The organism is Holdemania sp. Marseille-P2844 (assembly GCF_900120005.1).
Taxonomy (GTDB): domain Bacteria; phylum Bacillota_I; class Bacilli_A; order Erysipelotrichales; family Erysipelotrichaceae; genus Holdemania.
The window spans coordinates 138,735-157,967 of sequence record NZ_LT635450.1 but is presented as its reverse complement, the minus strand read 5'-3'; the positions used below and the strand labels follow the sequence as shown (position 1 = coordinate 157,967).

The following is a 19,233-nucleotide window of genomic DNA, read 5'->3' as shown; positions in this document are numbered from 1 at the left end:
CAATGTGTGAAGAAATCCATGATTTTCACCGCATACTAACACGAAATGTTAATGTGCGATGAAAATTCGCTGTTCCTTATAAAATTTAGACTCATAAAAACCAAGATTTATAAGAGGAAGCAGCGAATCAAAAAACACGAAAAACAAATCAGACTGCAGGCACAGATTCACTAAAAATGGTACAATAGAGATCGGAAAAGAAACGAGGGATGACCTTTGAAAACAGCGAAGCTGGCGATCATGTATGATTTTGATAAAACACTGTCGCCGAAAGATATGCAGGAATTCAGTTTTATTCCTTCTCTGGGCATCGAACCGGCGCAGTTCTGGAGCGAGGTAACCGCACTGTCGGAAAGTCAGAAGATGGACGGCATCCTGACGTATATGTATATGATGCTCAACAAGGCCAATCTGATGGGACAGCCGATCCGCCGCAGCGATTTCGTTGCGCTGGGGAAAAATGTCAAGCTGTATCCGGGGGTGGAAAAATGGTTCCGCCGAATCAACGAATACGGCCGGCAGCACAATATTGAAATCGAGCATTTCATCATTTCCTCGGGTCTGACGGAAATCATCGAAGGCACGGCCATCGCCGGAGAATTCAAAAAAATCTATGCCTGCAAATATTGCTACAACGCCAGCGGCGTTGCGGTGTGGCCGGCAACCGTCGTGAATTACACGACCAAGACGCAGTATATTTTCCGCATCAACAAAGGTGTTCTGGATGAAAACAACGACAACGATCTGAACCGCTACACGCCCGATCAGCTGCGCGATATCCCGTTTACCAATATGATTTATATCGGCGACGGACTTACGGATGTGCCATGTATGAAGCTGGTTACCGTCAATGGCGGCAAGTCGATCGCAGTGTATGGCAAGGACTCAGAGAAGAAAAAAGCGGCTGCGCAGCAGTTGGTTGAAGATCACCGGGCAGATTTCATTGCGCCTGCGGATTACAGCGAGAATCGCGAATTGGATAAGATCGTGAAAAGTATTCTTGATTACACCGAAGCCCGGATTCAGATGGAACGGCTGATGAGAAAAGAACAATCAAATAAAAAATAAAAAGCGGGCAAACGGATGGTTTGACTCCTGCCCGCAATGAGGATGAGCGAGGACCTGACGAAATTTGGAAGATTTCCAAGCTCAGGGAATACAGGTTTGTAATTTAATCTTTGTCGCTGGCGCATAATCCTCGCTGATGAATTTGAGATCAGGATTTCTAACAAAAACGTGAAAAGCGATAAACAAATCATCGTGTCTCAACCTTGGAAAATCTGATGAACAGAAACTGCTTTGGGAGAAATAAACCTGAAGCAGTTTTCATTGGATAAACAGCTTGAAAATAATTCTGTTTTATGATTAACTGGAAGTAAGGAAAGAAATGGGGATCTGATCATGGAATTCACATTAACCCGCAGCCAGGCCCGGCAGTTTTATGTCTTATGGCAGGGCTTGTCCGGCCCTTACCGCTGGCGTACCAACACAGAGATTGTGACGCTGATCGCTCAGCTGGGATGTCTGCAATTTGATCCGATCGACATCTGCGGCCGCAATGCGGATTTAGTGCTGCAGGCGCGGGTCGGTGGTTATCGGAAAAGTCAGCTGGAAACCTTATTGTATAAGGATCGGAAGCTGATCGACGCGCTGGATAAAAATATGGCGATCTATGCGGAACAGGATTATCCCATGTTTGCGCGGAACCGAATTCACACTATGAGCTATCACCGGGTGAGTGAACAGATCGAAAACGCCGCGGCACAGATCAAACAGTTCATGCGGACGCATCCGGTTATTTGTTCGCAGGATTTACAATGGAATGAAAATCTCGTCTGGGTATGGGGACGGACGGCTTCGCTGGCAGCAGTTGCTTTGGAAGTGATGCTTTACCGCGGGGACGTCGTGATCCATCACCGGCGCGGCACAATCCGCTATTACAATCTGACTTCCGCGCGGTTTCCCTGGCTGGATCCGCTGGCGGATCCGTTTGCGAGCGATGAAGAATATTACGGATGGCGCGTGGAACGCCGGATCCGTGCCCTGGGCTTGTGCTGGAACCGGCCTTCCGACGCCTGGCTGGGAATTGAAAAAATGAAGGCTCCGGAGCGTCAGGCTGCGTTTGCCTTGTTGCTGAAGCAGGATCGGATCATTCCCGTAACGGTGGAAGGGCTGGATCAGCCGTTGTTTACCGTGCCGGAAGCACTGCCGTGGCTGGAAATGGTCATGCGGAAAGAGCCGTACCGCAAACGCATGGAGTTCTTAGGCCCGTTGGACAACGCGCTGTGGGATCGCCGCCTGATTGAAGCACTGTTTGATTTTCAATATAAATGGGAGATTTACACCCCGAAAGCACAACGCAAATATGACAGCTATGTGCTGCCGGTGCTGTGGGGTGAGCGTTTTTTCGGACGGATCGCGCTGGAAACCAAATTGGCAGAAGGAAAATTAGTCGTAAAACATTTCTGGCGGGAATCGAGAGTCCGCGATAGCCTGACACTGCGCCGGACTTTGAATCGGACGCTGGAGCGCTTTGCCCGATTTCACGGCTGCACTGACATTGACGGTTTATTCGAAGAGAGCTAACGATGAAAAGAAAACGTCCCGTATTTGAACAGGGCGTTTTTAGTAGCTATCTTTATAATGGTAATTGAATTTTAAAGATGATAAATCCGCTGCTTATACTGTTTTTCAATTTCAATGCTGCGCTCGGTGCCGCCATCCACATTGGCGCTGAGTCTGACCGGCGGTTGAAAACCGCGGGCAAGCATCAGTTCCACTGCTTCCAAAATGGTGGATTGAAGCAAAGCTGCCGCGGCAATGGAGGAAGTTCCGCAGATCTTGACCGGCAGTCCGTCGACCGGAATCGCGGCATCCCCTTCCACGGAAAGATTGTCCAGGATCACGTCCGCGAATTCATAAAGCAGGCGGCCGCTGCTATGCCGACTCGTCAGTTTTTTAGAGGATTCCAGCGATGTGACGACAATGAGTTTTGCGCCGATGTCTTTGACTTTCATCGCAATTTCAATCGGCAGCGGATTACGTCCGGAATTAGAGATAATGATCACAACGTCTTCCGGAAGCACTTCGACCTTTCGCATTAAGATATTGCCGGAGCCTTCCAGAACCTCGTAAATTCCCATGGCCGGGTCTTTAATCACCTTCGCGGCAAATAAACCGCCTGCCCGTCCGGCGACTTCGATCGCGGCCGCGTAGGAATGACCGCTGCCAAAGGACTGCAAAATTCCGCCGGTCATGATGGCGTCCGCAATCAATTCCGCGGCTTGATGAATATTCTCCTTTTGACTGATTTCCAACCGGCGAAGCAGATCTTCGATGGTTTCAAAATAACGATTACGTTCCATCAGCCAACTACCTTCAGCGCGGATAAGAGTATCGCACCGATCATGACGATAAAGATGAGCTTGCCTGCCGTCATGCCTTTCACTTTAGATAAGCGATAACACAGAAGAACCAGGATAACCTGAGGGAGATAAGGCATAATTTTATCAAGGTTTTCCTGCACGGACAGACTGACCTCGCCGGATTGGAAAGTATATGGAATTTTCAGCTTGATCACAGAGGGGATCAAAGCTCCGACGACGATCAATCCCAGAATAGACGCGCCGTTGGTGACGTAAGCAAGCTGGTCTTTCATCGTGGTGATCAATTTAGCGCCCTGGGCGTAGCCCAGATCGAATAACTTTGTTCTGAAAAACAGAACGGCGATGTTCCAGACAACCCAGATTCCCATGCCCACGGTACTGCCGGCGATCGCCATGTTGCCCGCAATCGCGCCAAAGATGGTTCCGGCAATGACGCCGAAAATAACGTCGCCGACTCCCGCAAACGGTCCCATTAATGCGGTCTTTAACGAGGTTGCGGTTTCCAGCGCGGCGATGCCTTCCTCTTCCTCAATCGCCACGTTCATGCCAATGATGATCTCAGACATCTGCGGCGTCGTATTATAAAACTGGATATGGGCACGGCAGGCTCGATCGAGTGCTTCCGGATCGTCTTTATAGATTTTTTTCAAGGCTGGAAGGATGGCATAGAAATAGCCCAGTCCCTGCATTCTTTCGTAATTATGGCCCAGCTGTAATCCGAACATGTGACGCAGATTAATCCGTCGCAGTTCTTGTTTTGTAAAAAGCTTATTCATCCAGATCACCTCCCTGGCGAATTGCGGCCCAGCGTTGATCTGCCTGGCGGGTGTACATATAATCCAGCAGGGTAATGACCAACCCGAAACCGGCGACGCCGATCAGCGGGATTTTCACATAGGCGGCCAACAGGAACCCCAGAATTAAAAATGGAAGTTTAGAGCGTGTCGGCAGGTAGTTTAACAAGATGCAAATGCCTACGACTGGAATGACGCCGCCGGCCACCTGCAAGCCGGTCATAAACCATTGCGGAATCCAGCCCATCACCGCTTCGACAAAGCTTTGCCCAAAGCAAAGAACGAAAAAAACTGGTACGGCACGCGACAGCCCCGGTGCGATCATGCCGAGTAAATTTTGGAATGCTGCTTTATCGTAATTTCGTTGTTCGATGAAATGATCGGCCCGGTGAAGGAAGAAGATATTGGCGTAGCGTGCCAGAATATCGAGTTGGATCATTAACAGGGCGACGAGAATCGCAATCCCCAGCGCTAATTCCGGCGTGGAATTCAAGCTCAGCGCCGTGCCGACGATCGCTCCGACTGTGGTATTGGGAATGGAGGTGCCTCCATAAGTGTTGACTCCTAACGTCATTAATTGAAGCGTACCCCCTAAGACTAAGCCCGTTTGCGGATTGCCGAGAAGCAAACCGGTAAACCAGCCGGCCAGAATCGGCATGTCCATGCCAATTTTGAAGGAGCGGCTTTCGTTCGGCTGAATGAAAGCATAGAGCGTGATCAATGCAATTTGCCAGGGATGTATCATATTCTCTCCTTTCTGGTTTTTACAACCTTTGAACTAATTTAATAGTATATCTAATGTATTATTAAATCAATACATAATGTAATATATTATAATATTTTTCTGTTTTGGTGAAATATATCAGAAAACATGGTAAAATAACCTAAGAGGTGTTCTGTGTGGATAAACAAAGTAAATACAACATCATCGTCAAAGCGATTATTCACGATATAGACCAGGGCGTGCTGCAGGCCCGCGACCGGCTGCCCTCGGAAAAAGAACTTCAGGAGCGTTTTAACGTTTCACGAGTTACCGTAAGGAAGGCCGTCGACGTTCTGATTGAAGAAGGATACGTTATCCGGGATTATCGCAAAGGGACGTTTATCAGTGAGCGGATTACCTATAAAAAGATGAATGAAATCGTCAGTTTTACCCGCTCGGCCTTATTGCGGGGCGATGTGCCTTCGACGATCGTACATTCCATTACTGATGTAAAACCAGATCCCTTCTTAATGAAGTACCTGCGGATTTCTGCGGAAGAAACTTTGACGCGGATTTGCCGAACGCGTTTGACGAATGGATTTCCATTGATCTATGAGGAATCCTACTGGGTTACAGCCATGACCGGAGTCATTGGAAAAACGGAAGCAGAGGGCTCGTTATTTCAATGTATAAAAAGGGCCAGGAAGATTGTGCCTGTTTACAGTCTGCAGGAATTAGATGCGGTTGGGGCGTCAGGCGCGATTGCTCAAGCACTTCAGGTTCGCGATCAGTTTCCTTTACTCCGTTCCCTGATGGTTTTTTATGACGCGCAGGACAGGCCTTTTGAACTGGCTTTTAATTATTATCGGACTGATCGCTGCAAATTGTCGATGGTCAGAACTTTGAACGAGGATTAAATCAAAAGGAGAAAACACGATGGAATTCTTACGCTGCACGATGCCCGCTTTTGCCGTTCTGGGAAAAGAGGACAGCACCCAAAACACGAATAAGAACTGGATTCAGCGATTGTGGAAAAACTTCAATGAACATTCCACTGAAATTTCGCAGCTGGCTTTGCGGGATGAACAGGGAAATCTGGCCGGTTTCTGGGGCGCGATGACGAACTTTGACCGGACATTCCAACCTTGGGAGAATCATTTGACAGAAGGCTATTATCTGGCGGGCGTGCAGGTGCCGGTTGAAACGGAAGCTCCGGAAGGATGGACAAAGTGGATCATTCCCGCATTTGATTATCTCTATGTTCCAGTCGAGGGCGATGCCTCTGAAGTCCTGCGGACAGGTCTTGATGAAATAAAGAAGCAGGGGCTGACGCTCGCGGGCGCCATCCAGGAATTCTATTGTCCGCAGAAAAACGGTGAGATGTTCTTGTTTTTTCCCGTTTGCTGAATGTCAAACCAGCGATCATGCCGAATCCTTGCACTATGGCGCAGGGATCTTTTTGAATCCTGCAAAACAGTGAAAAACAAGGAAAAACAGTCCAGAAAACAGAAACGCAACGCAAAGTTGACAAAGTGCATTTTTAGAGAGATAGATTGAATGTTCGAAATGGGATAGGATGAGGACATCCAAGAACTGAGGAGGAAATAAAAATGAATTTTGGAGAAAAACTATTCAAGCTGCGCAAAGAAAAGGGCCTGTCGCAGGAAGCGCTGGCCGATCAGCTGGGTACAACCCGGCAGGCTGTCAGTAAGTGGGAGAACAATCAGGGATATCCGGAAACCGAGAAAATCCTGTAGCTCTCCCAGCTGTTTGGGGTATCGACCGACTATCTGCTTAAAGCTGAAAAAGTGGAGCGAGCCGCCGATGAAAAAGGCTATTATGTCAGCCGGGAAATGGCGAATGGCTTTCTGGCCAGCGAGAAACGGGTCAACCGGTTTCTGGGATTGGGTTTCTTATGCGGAGCGCTGACCGGGATACCGATTATTCTGTTTGAAAATCAGCCGGCGATGAAACTGCTGGGCGCGGCCGGGATCGGGGCGTTGGGCGTTTGCGCGCTGATTGTCGCGATGTTTGCGGAACAGGAACAATACAAAGTGCTGAAAGAAGAACCGCTGTTGTTCGATCCGGAGGTGCGCAGTTCCCTGATGGAAGAATATGTTGCGCTGAAAAAGAAAGCGACTCTGATCGCGATGCCGTCCACGATTTTGTTTGTGTTGGGAATTTTGGCACTGGTCTTTTCCATCCGTGGAATTTTCCCCTGGTCATCCCTGTCGGTATTGATTTTTCTGGGATTGGGACTGGGACTGTGTGGCTTTGTCATCTCTCTGGGTACGATCGAAACCTACGAGATTCTGGTAAAAAATGAACAATATGCCACGCGTTTTCTGTTTAAGGCAAAGCGCAGAATCAAGGAGAAGATCGCCAAGCTCTGAACTCTTTGAGGAAGCAGAAATCAACTCTATCCGTCTTAATTATTTCTGACTTGGATCGTCTGAGCGAAGCCGCCGCTTTCCAGCGATGTAAATCGCGGCAGTCCTTTCGTGAAATTCACCCATATTCAAGATAAAAGCCCAGGCCGAACCCGGGCTTTTTACTATCTTGGAGTGAATAGACAGGAGTGAGAATGTGGAAAAAGTGAATGTCGCCGTTCTGGGCGCAACCGGGGCGGTCGGCCGGACGATGATCCGGATTTTGCAGGAACGCCGGTTTCCGATGCGTTCGTTAAAGCTTTTAGCCAGTCCCCACAGCGCCGGCAAGGTGATCGATTTGGGGGCGAAGACAGGGATTGTCGAGGAATTTTCTCCAGCGGCTCTCAAGGACGTCGATCTGGTGTTCGGGGCGGTGGATAACGATCTGGCAAAGGAATACGCGCCGTTGATCCGCCGCAGCGGGGCTTTGTTTGTCGACAACAGCAGCGCTTTCCGACTGGATGAGGATGTGCCGTTAGTCATCCCCGAGATCAATGCCCGGGATATCCGCTGGCATCACGGCATTGTTGCCAATCCCAACTGCGCGACGATTCTGGCGATGATGGCGCTCTCGCCGATCCTGAAGCTGACGCGCGTAAAGCGGATGATCGTCAGCACCTATCAGGCCGTCAGCGGCGCGGGTATGAAGGGGATGGACGAGCTGGAACGCCAGATCCGCGATCCGTCCGCAGCCCCGGAGGTGTTCCCGTTTCCGATCGCGTTCAATGTCATCCCGCAGATCGGTGATTTCGATGAAAACGGGATCAGCGCAGAGGAATGGAAGATGCAGAACGAAGGCCGCCGGATCCTTCATGATGAAGCGCTGCAGGTCAGCTGCACCTGTGTGCGGGTGCCGGTGTATCGCTGTCATTCGGAGTCGATCTATGTGGAAACTGAAACAGAAGTTAGTCTGGACGCCATCCGTCAGGCCGCGGAGGAATGTCCGGGGCTTGTGCTCAACGAAGCACCGTATCCGACACCGAAGGAATGCACCGACAGCGACGCGGTGGTGATCGGACGGCTGCGTCAGGATGGGGCATGTAAGCAGGGACTGCATCTGTGGTGCTGCTGTGATCAGCTGCGCAAGGGGGCAGCGACCAACGCCGTGCAGATCGGCGAATGGGCCTGGCAGAATGGATTGTTGAAGAAAGGAGTGTAGCGTTTGATTCTGGAAAAATATCAGGGCTGCGGCAATGATTTTCTGATTGTTGACGGCAGCCGGACGCCGGTGATCGATCCCCAACAGGTCGCTGCGCTGTGCGACCGGCACCGTGGTTTCGGAGCGGATGGTCTGATCATCGCCCGGCGGGATCCGTTAAGCATGGAATTGTGGAATCAGGACGGAACCCGGGCCGGAATGTGCGGCAATGGTCTGCGCTGCTTTGTGCATCATGCGTACCGCAAGGGCTGGATCAGGGCGGATCGTCCTTATCGAATCGGAACTGGCGACGGATTGCGGAGCGTGTGGATTTGTTCAACCGAGCCGTTTATCTGTCGGGTGGAAGCGGGCATTCCGGATTTTGACGCGAAGCGGATGACGAATCAACCGCTGCTTCCAGGGTTGCTTCACGCCCCTTTTCTTTCTCAGCAGCAGTCCTGCAGCTTCTGGCTGGGCGTTCCCCATACCGTGCTCTTTACGCCGGATCCGGAAGCCGTCAGCGAGGAACAGGCCTGTACCCTCGGCAGACATCCATTCTTTAAGGAAGGCACGAATGTGGATTTCGTGCGTTTGAAGGAAAACGGCGAGCTGCAGGTCAGGACATGGGAGCGGGGTGTCGGCTGGACCTTGGCCTGCGGAACCGGCGCATGCGCCAGCGCCGTCGCGGCGGCGATCTTCGGCCTCTGTCCGCTGCCTTGTAAGGTTCGCTGTCCTGGCGGTCTGCTTCAAGTGGAACAAGCGCCGGACAAACAATGCTTATTAACCGGCCCGTCGGTGTATATCGGAAAGGTGGAGGTCAAAGCGTGCGAATGAAAACCGAAGAACTGATTCAGAAGCTGCATGATCACCCACGCAGCACAGAGGTGCTTTTGCTGTTTAACGAAGACTCCCCGACGCACTGGACAGACGCCGCGGTCTATGGCGAATCGTTCAAGCTGGTAATCGGCGAATGGGACAGCCTGCGCCCTCAGCTGCAGGCCCAGAAAGACCGGCTGCGCGATCTGCGGTTAGTCTGTCCGCAGCGCCAGAGCGCCTGGCCGTTGCTTGCGATTCAGGATCTGCCTTGCCGGATTGAACCGGGAGCCTGGATTCGGGATGCGGCGGAGATCGGGGAGAATGCGGTCATTCTGACGGGCGCGGTGATCAATGTTGGCGCGCAGATCGGTGCGGAAACGATGGTCGACATGAATGCGGTTGTCGGTGCGCGGGCAGAAATCGGCCGGCGCTGCCACATCGGCGCCGGGGCTGTTGTAGCGGGGGTGCTGGAGCCGGCTAGCGCGGAACCGGTGGTGATTGAGGACGACGTTTTGATCGGCGCTAACGCCGTGATTCTGGAAGGGGTGCGGATCGGTCAGTCCGCGGTGATCGCCGCCGGGGCGGTCGTTACGGAAGATGTGCCGCCGGGATGGCTGGCGGCTGGCGTTCCGGCCCGTCTGATCAAGCGAAAAGACGAACAAACCCGGAAAAAAACTGAAATTGTGGAAAAGCTGAGGGATAGTTCGCGGTGAAAACGGAAAACCTGATATAATAGAGTTCATCAGGAGGGTTTTCCATGGATAATGCACAGCGGTTTCTGAACGCGTTCGCGATGATCGAAAAGCAGTTGAAGCAGATCACCGGCGTCACACGGTATTCGCGTTTTTATCAGTTGTTGAACCAGGCGTCCCGCAGCAGCGGGTTAGTCCGCAAGTATGAAATGGAGCTGCAGGAATATGCCGATCTGCGCAATGCGATCGTGCACCAGCGCTCCGACGAGGGACATATCATCGCGATTCCCATCGACGAGGTCGTTACGGAAATTGAGGAGCTGGCGCGGAAAATCTGCGAACCGCCGCGAGTCAGCGCACATTTTCTCAAGCCGGTGAAAATCTGCGATCCCCAGACGGAAATCCGGGAAGCGGTAGATATCATGGAAACGATGGGCTCCTCCAAGCTGCCGGTCTATGCCCAGGGCGGATTTCACGCGCTGTTAACGATGGAGATGATCGCCCGCTGGACGCTGCACCAGAGCCGTACGAACAAACCGCTTTCCGGTGTGGTCAGCGATTGTCTGTATTTTAAGGATAAAAAAGAGCGGGTTCTGTTTCTGCCCCGCACGGCGGATGTCACCGAAGCACAGGATTTGTTTGAGGCAAGCCTGCACCGCGGCGTCAGCATTTCGGCAATCCTGATCACAGAGTCCGGAAGTGCTCATCAGAAGCCGATCGGGATCATCACGGTCGCCGATCTGCCGCTGTTGTATGAGCTGGATAAATAGGGGAACGGAAGGGGAACGATGAACTCCCCTTTTAGTTTAGCCAGCATCATGATTTCCTTGTTTCAGCCGGCAAGAATAGACAGGCTTAACAGAATAATAGCGAGTAGGCCAATCTCATCGCTGAATTGAATAAATGTACTCAAGAAGAGAAGGAAAAGGTTGAAATTCCATCCGGAATGCCTATACTCAAGGTGTAAGGTATTGCTGAAAGGCGGCACCCGTCAACCGCTATCTCTTACGAGCATGGCGGCAGACAGATGAGCGCTGAATCACTTGGGGAGTAGTTGCAGCGCTTTTTTTTTGCCCCTATAATTTTTAAGCGGCATTCAATCACTTTGATCGTGCATTCGATCAAGGGCAATACAACTTTCAAAATTACAGCATCGAAAAGTTCCAGGAAATGTTCCATAGAATTGCCCTCCTTTGACGACAGATGACAAAAATCTGTCGGTTTGAATTGAATTGGAAAAGACCAAAAGTCGACTCTATTCGGACGGGCATCCGCGGTTCAACAAAACCCTGCCCTAATAAGATTGCGGAAAAGTTAAAATTCCTCTCTAAGAAAATGATGAAATTGTTTTTCACAAAGCAATTAAAGTTTCCTTTTCGGGTCCAGTTTTCATTTTCACTGTGTTCTTTTTAATCCTTAAATGAAGTCGAAAATTGTTGCTTGAAGGAGAGAAGGATCAGAAGTTTGTTGTTTCTGACCGCGATTCAGTGTAGAATCCAAGCTCACAACAAGTTTTCTTAATCCGAGGATCTCAGCGAACAAATTTTCTCGCAGTTTTTCCAGTGAGGAGTAACAAAAGTTGCGAATAAAATGCTAAAAAAACTTGACAGAAGGACACAGTTTTTATAAACTATATTTACGCCGACTTAGCTCATCCGGTAGAGCAACGCACTCGTAACGCGTAGGTGGTAGGTTCAAGTCCTATAGTCGGCACCATGAGAAAAGGATATCCCGTTGAGAAATTCAGCGGGATTTTTTTATGCTTTTCATTCAAAACAACGGAACTTTGATACAATAGAATTAATGAAGAAGCAGATAGAAGAAGCGGCAGGGGAAGAAAAATGGTCAATAAGAAACTGTTAGAAATCGGTGATCGGCTGGGAATGAAATATCCACAGATAGAAATGTTAAATAATGAGTTCAGACGGGATTTCAGATTTTTAATTTTTATGCTCTTCATGGCCGGAGTTCTTTTCTATATGAATGTTGTTGGGCAGAAAGCGCCGCAGGTGTTGTCGATGGCGGATCTTGGCTATACTGAGGAAGTTGTGGAAAGTAAACAGGTGAACACGGATGGCCGCAATGATCAGCGGTATCGGCTGAGCCTTAACGGTTGGGATGATGGGGCAAAAATACGAATCCATATAAATTTGGAAATTATTGATTTCGCAGAAGAAAACGATCCGATCGCAGGCTTTGCCCGGGAAAGCGGTCTTCCTTGTTCAGCGAAATCCTGTTCATTGGCAGCGCTGGAAGGTCTGGTTATACTGGATGCGGACGTCTGGAACGCGGACTTTGCGGCTGCCAAGCTCAATCCCGACACGGATCCCCCGCTCCAGACAGATTACAGAAATACGATCTATCTTCTGAAATCCAACAGGATGATCTCGTTCAGCTATGATCAGCCGATTGCGTTTACGGAAGCGAAGCGCAGGGTTATCACCGCGATGTTTGCAGAGCGGAACTTATTTGATCACTGAAGAAGCTCGGATCCCCTTTGCAATGAAATGTTTGCATGCGCAATTCGTCGGTCCCGGGTTCAAGTCCTGTGTCTGGCTGACTGTCAGCTTCATTGGATGATGAAAATGAGGCAAGCGAAAGACCGATTATAAAAAATGAAGGACAGAGAAGAGTAAACCGTGTATAATAAAAGTAATCCATAACTCAGCACTTTTGAACCGACGACGGAATGACTGTGATCAGAAAAACCGGTAAGGAGTTTAAAAATGCCATAAAGAAAATCATTTTCGAATAACGTGAAATAAGCCTGGAAACAGTGCGTTTTTCTGTTGTCTGATCAAGCGTTCACGGCGGCGGATCATCGGACATGAGTTTATGGAAGGGCCGGGTACCGGCGAAGGAGGAAAGCATGGCGATCATTCAAGGCTTGGAATGGACCTTCAACACCGTTGCGGAGGAATATGACAAATGGAGTCCCGAATATGTCTCGGAATTATACGAGGATTTGTTTGCTTATCAGCCGCTGACTTCAAACAGCGAAGTGCTGGAAATCGGGATTGGAACCGGCCAGGCCACAACGCCGATATTAAAGACCGGCTGTCGCCTGACCGCAGTCGAGCTGGGTGATCAGCTGGCAGCGCTGACGCGGAAGAAATTCAGTGATTATCCCGATTTTACCGTTGTAACCAGCGCTTTTCAGGATTATGAAAGTCCGGAGAACCGCTTCGATCTGATATACTCCGCGGCGGCTTTCCATTGGATCCCGGAAGAAATCGGTTATTCGAAGGTGTATGCCCTGTTAAAACCGGGCGGTGTGTTCGCACGGTTTGCCAAGCATGGAAACTATCGACAAAGCAATGCAGCGTTGTATGAAGAAATTCAACAGGTTTACGCCCAATATATGGCCTATTCCGCGCCAACGCCGCCGTTTACCGAAGCGGATGCGAAAAGAAGATCCGAGATCAGTCTGCGGTATGGCTTTGTGGATCAGAAAATCAGAATGTATACCAGGAAGCGATCCTATTCGGCGCAGGATTATGTTTCGCTGATCGCCACGCAGTCGGATCATATCATTTTAGACAAAGCGGTGAGAGCGGATTTCTACGCTGCAATTCAAAATAAGATTGATCGTTATGGAGGCAGAATTGAGCTGGTCGATACGATTGATTTGGAATTAGCCCGAAAGCCGTGAGTCAGTGAGGAAGGTTTCAACTGGAGTGCAATAAGGTAAAAAGGAGAGTGCGATGATACTGACACATCATGAACAAGCTCTGCTTCTGCTTCGCTTTCTGCAGCAGCGGCAGCGGAAAGCGGAGCTGGAACAAACGTTGGTTTTGGCGGAAGCGCAGGGCAGTCCGCTGGTGATTTTGCCGCGGCAGCATATTTTTTCCTGGAAGAAGAAACTGAAAGTCGACGCGCAGGCTGTGCGTCGGGAATTAAGTGAAATTGAAAGGCATCCGCTTTCCCTGTCATCACAGGAATGTCTAAAGATTGCAGCGCAGCTTTTGCAGGATGCAAAACAGTTGGGAGATCGAACGGCCCAGGACGGTGCGGAGTTGCTTGTTCAGGCGCTGAAGCTGGAAGCACTGGCAAAGGAATACGACGCCGTGATCTCACAAAGCTATGATACGCGCGAGGCGGAAGGGCAACGAGTTCCGTTTACCGGCTATGTCGGGTATGCCCCCAACGTTCAGATTCCCTACGATCTGCCAAGAATGCGCGAGCTGGGAGAAGCGCTGAAAAGCAGCTTGAAAGAAACGCAGCGCTTTGGGCATCAATTCGCCTGGAGCCGGGAATGGGACGTTCAGCTTCTCTTAAAGGAAGAAGTCGAAGGCTTCAAGGATATCCAGTTAAACGCCGCCCGCTTTCACGCCCGGGCCCGCTCGGAAATGGAAACGGCGAGTCGGATCCGCAATGCCTTAGAAAGCTTCCTGCCGCGGTTTCTGGAAGCTCTGCTTGAAACCTGAAAATCCGGGTGAAGATTACCGTTGATCGACGTTTATTTCGAGATCAGAAGAGCGATTAGAAATGGCAGGTAAGCATTGGAGTGCGCTGAATTCCAATGCTTTTTTTCTTTCAGAGTGTCCCTGAAAATCATAAAACTTTCACAAAAAGGATTGACAACAACGTGGGAATCGATAAAATAGATAAAGGTAGACGATCGTCTATAAAAGGAGGAAAGAAGAAATGAAGAAATTAGTTGCCCTCGTTCTGGCGGCGATGCTGCTGACAACGGGGTGCTCAACCAAAGCGCCGGAAGCCACCGGCGGCATGAAAGCGGGAACCTATAAAGCCTCGGCAGCCGGCTTCCATGGCGATATTACGCTGGAAGTCACGGTAGATGCGGAAAAGATCACGGATATCCAGGTGATCGAGCATTCAGAAACAGAAGGAATCGGCGCGGCAGCGTTACCGGAGTTAGTCACGAAGGTTCTGGACAGCCAGTCCATCGGCATTGACGGCGTATCCGGCGCGACGGTCACGTCGAATGGTTTTAAAGCGGCGATGGAAGACGCGTTAACTCAGGCAGGCGCGGATATGGATAAAATGACAAAATCCGCGGAATCTTCTTCGACGACAAAAGAAGAAGTGACGTTGGACGCGGATATCGTCGTCGTGGGCGGCGGGGCAGCAGGTCTGACCGCGGCTTTGTCTTCGCAGCAGAACGGCAACAACGTTATCCTGTTGGAAAAGACGGGCGTTGTCGGCGGCGCGAGCGCCATGGCAGGCGCCGGCACCATGGCGACCGGCAGCCAGTGGCAGAAGGAAGATGGTTTTGAAGATTCACCGGAACAGCTGAAAGCGGATATGTTGAAAAACGGTCATAATAACAATGACGAAGCGACGCTGGATATTTATGTCAATACGACCGGCGCGGCGTTCGACTGGCTGGTTTCCGAAGACGGTGCGAATGTTCCGTATGAGCGAGACGGCAAGCCAACCCGCAGTTATTCCGGCACCGGCCGCGGCGCTGGGGTGGTTTCCAGTTTGGCGGATACTTTTAAAACAGCGGGCGGCACGGTGATGACGAATACGCCGGCTGTCGAGCTGATCGTAGACAACGGCGTAGTCAAAGGGGTAAAAGCCAGCGACGATGCGAAGAACTACACGATCAACGCCAAAGCGGTGATTCTGGCAACCGGCGGCTTCGGCGCTAACGACGCCATGGTTCCGGAGGAATATAAGCAGTTTGTTTACGCCGGTCATGCGGGTGCAACGGGCGATGGCCTGAAGATGGCGGAAGCAGTGAACGCGGATACCTTCAATATGGAATTCGTCAATACGCAGCCAAACTCGATGATTCTGCCAAGCGGCTTAGGCCAGTATTGCAACCCGGGTGTCGGCGCGGCTTATTCTGCTTCCGGGGCGTTCCTGGTCAATCAGGATGGCGTGCGTTTCGCAAACGAAAAGGGCAACGCCTGGGATCTGATGCAGGAAATGAAGAAGAACTCGGCCCAGTATCTGATCATGGATCAGACATCCTTTGACGCTTTCAATAAGGGCATGACGGGATCGAAGATCTATTCGGATGAAGATGTTGAGAAGTGGCTGGCCAACGACGGTGAAGGCAATCCGTTTATGGTCAAAGCGGATTCGTTAGAAGATCTGGCAAAGAAGATGAACCTGCCGGAAGGCGCGTTAACCGAAGCGGCGACGAAGTTCAACGAAACGGCAGCCAAGGGTGAAAAAGATGAATTCGGCCGCGAACTGACCGCGCCGTTAAGCGAAGAAGGTCCATATTACGCATTGCAGCAGTATATCCGTTACTATGCGACATTGGGCGGACTGCGTATCAACGACGGGATGCAGGTACTGAACACGGAAAAACAGCCGGTTGAAGGCTTATACGCAGCTGGTGAAGTTGTCGGCGGACTGGAAGGCGACGTCTACATGGGCGCTACGCTGTTCGGCTGGGCAGTAACCAGCGGATATAACGCAGGCAACGCCGCTTCCGCAGCGATTGCGAAATAAGTTACAGACTTCATAGATTTAATAAAAAAGCCATAACCAAGGTTTCTGATACAAGTCAGCAGCCTGGTTGCGGCTTTTTTTATTCTTCTTGCAGCCTAAAGAGAATCCGTGGAAGCAGGATTTGAAATAGATCAAAATGTTCCGAGGTCGATCGAAAGAGATCAATGTGAATACTCTATAATGAAACGATCGCAAAGTGAGGGAGACTTCCTTGAATAATTAAGGTTGGAAACAAGAGAAATTGAAGGAGAGTAAAATAGAAGGTACAATACTGAAAATTAATAAAATATAAGTATAATGAGTAAATCGAAACCGCCATTTCCTCTGTGAATGTGAATTTACAAGGAGACACTTCGCTGTTAGAGTTGCTGGATGCGTTAGATCGAGATCCCACGATTGAAGAATTAGGCGAAATTTCATTTTTCATCAAGATCCGGCAGCCCGATTCAACTGAACAATCATCGGGCAGGCCTCAATTTCCACGGATTGTTCTCTGCCTTGATAACGCAAACGACAGGGAATCTGTAATCGAAATGCTGCATTCTTATTTTCCCAACTGGCTCCTCGTTTACGAATAATTTTGTTTCGCCTTGTGCAAAAGCAGTCTGTATTTGACAGAAAGTGAAGGAAGACTGAACACATTGAGAATCGTAATTTTGGCTTTTATTCCATTGATATAATAAAAGACTGTATTCCCAGAGAAGCTTATTTCCAGTCAAAGCAACTCCATATAAGGGAAACCAGTCTTTTATTTTTAACGTTTCCGGCAAGTGTCGATCAACAGGTCATACAACGCTGCCGGCGCCATCGCCGGCACCTTGATCATCCGCGATGGAGACAATTTCAGCCAACGCTCACAAACCCATTGCAGCGGCCGCCAGCTTTTTGACAAGGGCGCGGCACATCGGTAATAGAGGAAAAACCGGACTTCCTGTCCATCCCAGACTAACGGCCGGTCATTGACCCAGAAATAAAGCTCGCTCTTTTCCAGGTGCGCCGTTTCGCCGCCGAGGAACATGATCTGATTGACGATGGGAACACAGGTGATCGCAGAAGCGGAAAGAGACCGCCGTGCTGAAATCACGGGAATCGCATCGAACAACCGGGGCAGGTCTTTTTTCTGCCGCAAGCGGATCGAATTGGAAACGATGGTAAATTTGCGGCCCAGCCAGTCCCGCAGCGGCGTATACGGATCAAAGCCGCTGTCGATGATCTTCTTGCGCGAACGCGGCGGTTTGAAGTAAAATACATTTTCCGGCGGAATTCCCGGCAGATCGGGAATATCCGTCCAGATCAAATCAGAAGCCTCGCGCCGGAGCTGAAACAGCGCGGTAAATTCAACCGGCTTGAACGTAAACAGCGCGGAAGTCCCGGTTAAAATCGGGAAAAGCTGTTGGATCGTTTCCAACCATTTCCCAGCCGCGCCAATTCCCTGCCGGGAAATGATCCAGACGGTGAACACGGATTCCGTACTTAAAGGCTTTAAATAAGGAAACAAACATTTCGCCGCCTGCTGCTTAAAATCATGAGACAGGGGGACGCGCATGCAATCCTCAACACAGCGGGTCAGCTCCAGCGCCAGATTCTCACTGAGGGGATCGCTGAGCAGATCATCGCTCGTTAACGGAAAAGGCGGCATGGCGAACGCCCGGCGGATATCCAACTGCGTCAACCAGCTGGATACACGCTGACGGAAGTCTGGATCCGCTGTAAAATCAAATGGATAACGCCGTGCGAACCGATCCAGAACCGGCGAGGCGATCGAAGTGGAAACTGCCGCCGCTTCCGGAATGGAAATATTCAATCCCCGCAGTGCGGAAGTCAGCACTTCCAAAAAACGCCGGTTTTCTCTGGAATCCAGGAATTCGTTCCCATCCAGATGCTGAAATAAGACCTCAACAAACAATGCCGACTGCTTATCGCGAGGCGTCTGCCATTGTTCGTCAGTCAAGGTCAGCCGCAGCTTCGGATCACGCCGGCAGCGGCAGAGAACCAGACCTGCGATCAAAGCCTGACAATCCGAATAGGATAATGTCAGCTGCGGAACGGACTTCAGACATTCCTGAATGATGGGCCACAAGGTCAGAACAGTCTTCCGCTCCTGCCGGAAATCATCGGGCAGCGGATGGAAGCGATCCAATCCCGCTTCCGGCTGGCTTGCCAGCAATAACGACTGCCAGATCAGACAGTACCGCTTTTTCAGTTCATTCCCCTCCACGACAAAGCCCACGGCTTCCGGATGCAGCGTCAGTTCAAAGGTGGCCAGCTGCTCCTGAGCCACCGCCGCAATCGCGGGCAGCTGATTTTCAGGGATCGCAAATTCCTGACAGAGCTCGGACCAGGATAACGGTTGGGCAGAGGCCAGAATTCGGCATAACAGGATCGCAGCCAAAATCCGGAAGTCGTTGCGTTCATCCCAATGATATTGTTTCGCCAGCTCATTGAAAAAAGCTTCCACCTGCTGCGGTTGGGTAACGATCAGCCGGTAACCCTGTCCCCGCCGGCCCGCAATCTGACACCCCGTCTGAGCATTCAGACAAACGCTTAAGCGGCCCAGTTCACGCCGGGCAGTGTCGGCAGACAAACCGCAAAGATCAGCCAGTTTCTCGCAGCTGATCGGTTTTTTATGTGTTTTTAAATAACGAAGAAGTTTTGCTTCGCGTTCTGTGATTTCCATACTCTTTCATCTTTGTCCTTTATTCTTTATTATAAAAAAGAAACGAAAGAAGGGCAACCTGCCAAAAAGAAACGAAGAAGCACAACCCGTCAAACCTTGAAGCAAATACAGGGATAGGGCGGACAGCGGCTTTTTCAGCAATTTCTCTGATCGTGGATTTTCCAAT

General features: G+C 50.3%; 20 protein-coding genes and 1 tRNA gene. 16 read left to right on the top strand and 5 right to left on the bottom strand.

The genetic code is table 11. The features are described from left to right. Window positions 1-216 precede the first annotated feature (216 nt). Window positions 217-1,068 (top strand): HAD family hydrolase, encoded by an 852-nt coding sequence (locus tag BQ7364_RS05470; protein ID WP_229056744.1) that lies wholly within the window; start codon window positions 217-219, stop codon window positions 1,066-1,068. 333 nt (window positions 1,069-1,401) lie between these two features. Next, the gene (locus BQ7364_RS05465) at window positions 1,402-2,586 is read left to right on the top strand and encodes a DNA glycosylase AlkZ-like family protein (protein WP_072683782.1); all 1,185 of its coding nucleotides are present in this window, start codon (window positions 1,402-1,404) and stop codon (window positions 2,584-2,586) included. Window positions 2,587-2,657: 71 nt separating this feature from the next. Here BQ7364_RS05465 and BQ7364_RS05460 read toward each other — a convergent pair whose 3' ends face one another. The 3 genes from BQ7364_RS05460 to BQ7364_RS05450 are packed head-to-tail and all read right to left on the bottom strand — an operon-like array spanning window position 2,658 to window position 4,925. Further along, window positions 2,658-3,365, bottom strand: a complete 708-nt coding sequence (locus BQ7364_RS05460) for an SIS domain-containing protein (protein WP_072683781.1) — start codon at window positions 3,363-3,365, stop codon at window positions 2,658-2,660. Next, entirely contained in the window at window positions 3,365-4,162 is a 798-nt protein-coding gene (locus BQ7364_RS05455; protein WP_072683780.1) for a PTS system mannose/fructose/sorbose family transporter subunit IID, read from the bottom strand. Before BQ7364_RS05455 ends, BQ7364_RS05460 begins: the two co-directional genes overlap by 1 nt. Beyond that, a complete protein-coding gene (locus BQ7364_RS05450) occupies window positions 4,155-4,925 on the bottom strand; it encodes a PTS mannose/fructose/sorbose/N-acetylgalactosamine transporter subunit IIC (RefSeq protein ID WP_072683779.1) in 771 nt (256 codons plus the stop codon). Before BQ7364_RS05450 ends, BQ7364_RS05455 begins: the two co-directional genes overlap by 8 nt. Window positions 4,926-5,080: 155 nt before the next feature. Here BQ7364_RS05450 and BQ7364_RS05445 point away from each other — a divergent pair, with 155 nt between their 5' ends. The 8 genes from BQ7364_RS05445 to BQ7364_RS05415 all read left to right on the top strand — a co-directional run bounded on the left by BQ7364_RS05445 (window position 5,081) and on the right by BQ7364_RS05415 (window position 10,728). Then, window positions 5,081-5,800 (top strand): GntR family transcriptional regulator, encoded by a 720-nt coding sequence (locus BQ7364_RS05445; protein ID WP_072683778.1) that lies wholly within the window; start codon window positions 5,081-5,083, stop codon window positions 5,798-5,800. Between the two features lie 19 nt (window positions 5,801-5,819). Next, window positions 5,820-6,290: a GyrI-like domain-containing protein gene (locus tag BQ7364_RS05440; protein WP_072683777.1), complete on the top strand. Its 471-nt coding sequence runs from the start codon at window positions 5,820-5,822 to the stop codon at window positions 6,288-6,290. A gap of 203 nt (window positions 6,291-6,493) precedes the next feature. After that, entirely contained in the window at window positions 6,494-6,640 is a 147-nt protein-coding gene (locus BQ7364_RS18335) for a helix-turn-helix domain-containing protein (protein ID WP_229056743.1), read from the top strand. 51 nt (window positions 6,641-6,691) lie between these two features. Then, complete coding sequence (locus BQ7364_RS05435; protein ID WP_229056742.1) at window positions 6,692-7,276, top strand: XRE family transcriptional regulator; 585 nt, start codon at window positions 6,692-6,694, stop codon at window positions 7,274-7,276. A gap of 193 nt (window positions 7,277-7,469) precedes the next feature. Further along, window positions 7,470-8,471: an aspartate-semialdehyde dehydrogenase gene (locus BQ7364_RS05430; RefSeq protein WP_072683776.1), complete on the top strand. Its 1,002-nt coding sequence runs from the start codon at window positions 7,470-7,472 to the stop codon at window positions 8,469-8,471. 3 nt (window positions 8,472-8,474) lie between these two features. After that, the gene (dapF, locus tag BQ7364_RS05425) at window positions 8,475-9,284 is read left to right on the top strand and encodes a diaminopimelate epimerase (protein WP_072683775.1); all 810 of its coding nucleotides are present in this window, start codon (window positions 8,475-8,477) and stop codon (window positions 9,282-9,284) included. Continuing rightward, complete coding sequence (dapD, locus tag BQ7364_RS05420) at window positions 9,281-9,979, top strand: 2,3,4,5-tetrahydropyridine-2,6-dicarboxylate N-acetyltransferase (RefSeq protein ID WP_072683774.1); 699 nt, start codon at window positions 9,281-9,283, stop codon at window positions 9,977-9,979. The genes dapF and dapD overlap by 4 nt, the downstream gene beginning before the upstream one ends. Window positions 9,980-10,023: 44 nt before the next feature. Next, window positions 10,024-10,728, top strand: a complete 705-nt coding sequence (locus BQ7364_RS05415) for a CBS domain-containing protein (RefSeq protein ID WP_072683773.1) — start codon at window positions 10,024-10,026, stop codon at window positions 10,726-10,728. Window positions 10,729-10,963: 235 nt separating this feature from the next. Here the strand turns inward: BQ7364_RS05415 and BQ7364_RS05410 are convergent, their stop codons facing one another. Next, the gene (locus BQ7364_RS05410; protein ID WP_229056741.1) at window positions 10,964-11,137 is read right to left on the bottom strand and encodes a hypothetical protein; all 174 of its coding nucleotides are present in this window, start codon (window positions 11,135-11,137) and stop codon (window positions 10,964-10,966) included. A gap of 461 nt (window positions 11,138-11,598) precedes the next feature. Here BQ7364_RS05410 and BQ7364_RS05405 point away from each other — a divergent pair. The 6 genes from BQ7364_RS05405 (at window position 11,599) to BQ7364_RS17715 (ending at window position 16,968) form a co-directional block, all read left to right on the top strand. Further along, a tRNA-Thr gene (locus tag BQ7364_RS05405) sits at window positions 11,599-11,674 on the top strand. A 263-nt stretch (window positions 11,675-11,937) separates the two neighbouring features. Then, complete coding sequence (locus tag BQ7364_RS05400; protein ID WP_139248570.1) at window positions 11,938-12,438, top strand: hypothetical protein; 501 nt, start codon at window positions 11,938-11,940, stop codon at window positions 12,436-12,438. A 347-nt stretch (window positions 12,439-12,785) separates the two neighbouring features. After that, window positions 12,786-13,610, top strand: a complete 825-nt coding sequence (locus BQ7364_RS05395; protein WP_229056740.1) for a class I SAM-dependent methyltransferase — start codon at window positions 12,786-12,788, stop codon at window positions 13,608-13,610. Between the two features lie 52 nt (window positions 13,611-13,662). Beyond that, window positions 13,663-14,385, top strand: a complete 723-nt coding sequence (locus BQ7364_RS05390; RefSeq protein ID WP_072683770.1) for a hypothetical protein — start codon at window positions 13,663-13,665, stop codon at window positions 14,383-14,385. 220 nt (window positions 14,386-14,605) lie between these two features. Beyond that, window positions 14,606-16,390: an FAD-dependent oxidoreductase gene (locus BQ7364_RS05385; RefSeq protein WP_072683769.1), complete on the top strand. Its 1,785-nt coding sequence runs from the start codon at window positions 14,606-14,608 to the stop codon at window positions 16,388-16,390. A gap of 332 nt (window positions 16,391-16,722) precedes the next feature. Further along, a complete protein-coding gene (locus BQ7364_RS17715; protein ID WP_139248569.1) occupies window positions 16,723-16,968 on the top strand; it encodes a hypothetical protein in 246 nt (81 codons plus the stop codon). Window positions 16,969-17,144: 176 nt separating this feature from the next. Here BQ7364_RS17715 and BQ7364_RS05380 read toward each other — a convergent pair whose 3' ends face one another. Further along, the gene (locus tag BQ7364_RS05380; RefSeq protein ID WP_072683768.1) at window positions 17,145-19,067 is read right to left on the bottom strand and encodes an HTH domain-containing protein; all 1,923 of its coding nucleotides are present in this window, start codon (window positions 19,065-19,067) and stop codon (window positions 17,145-17,147) included. Window positions 19,068-19,233 lie beyond the last annotated feature (166 nt).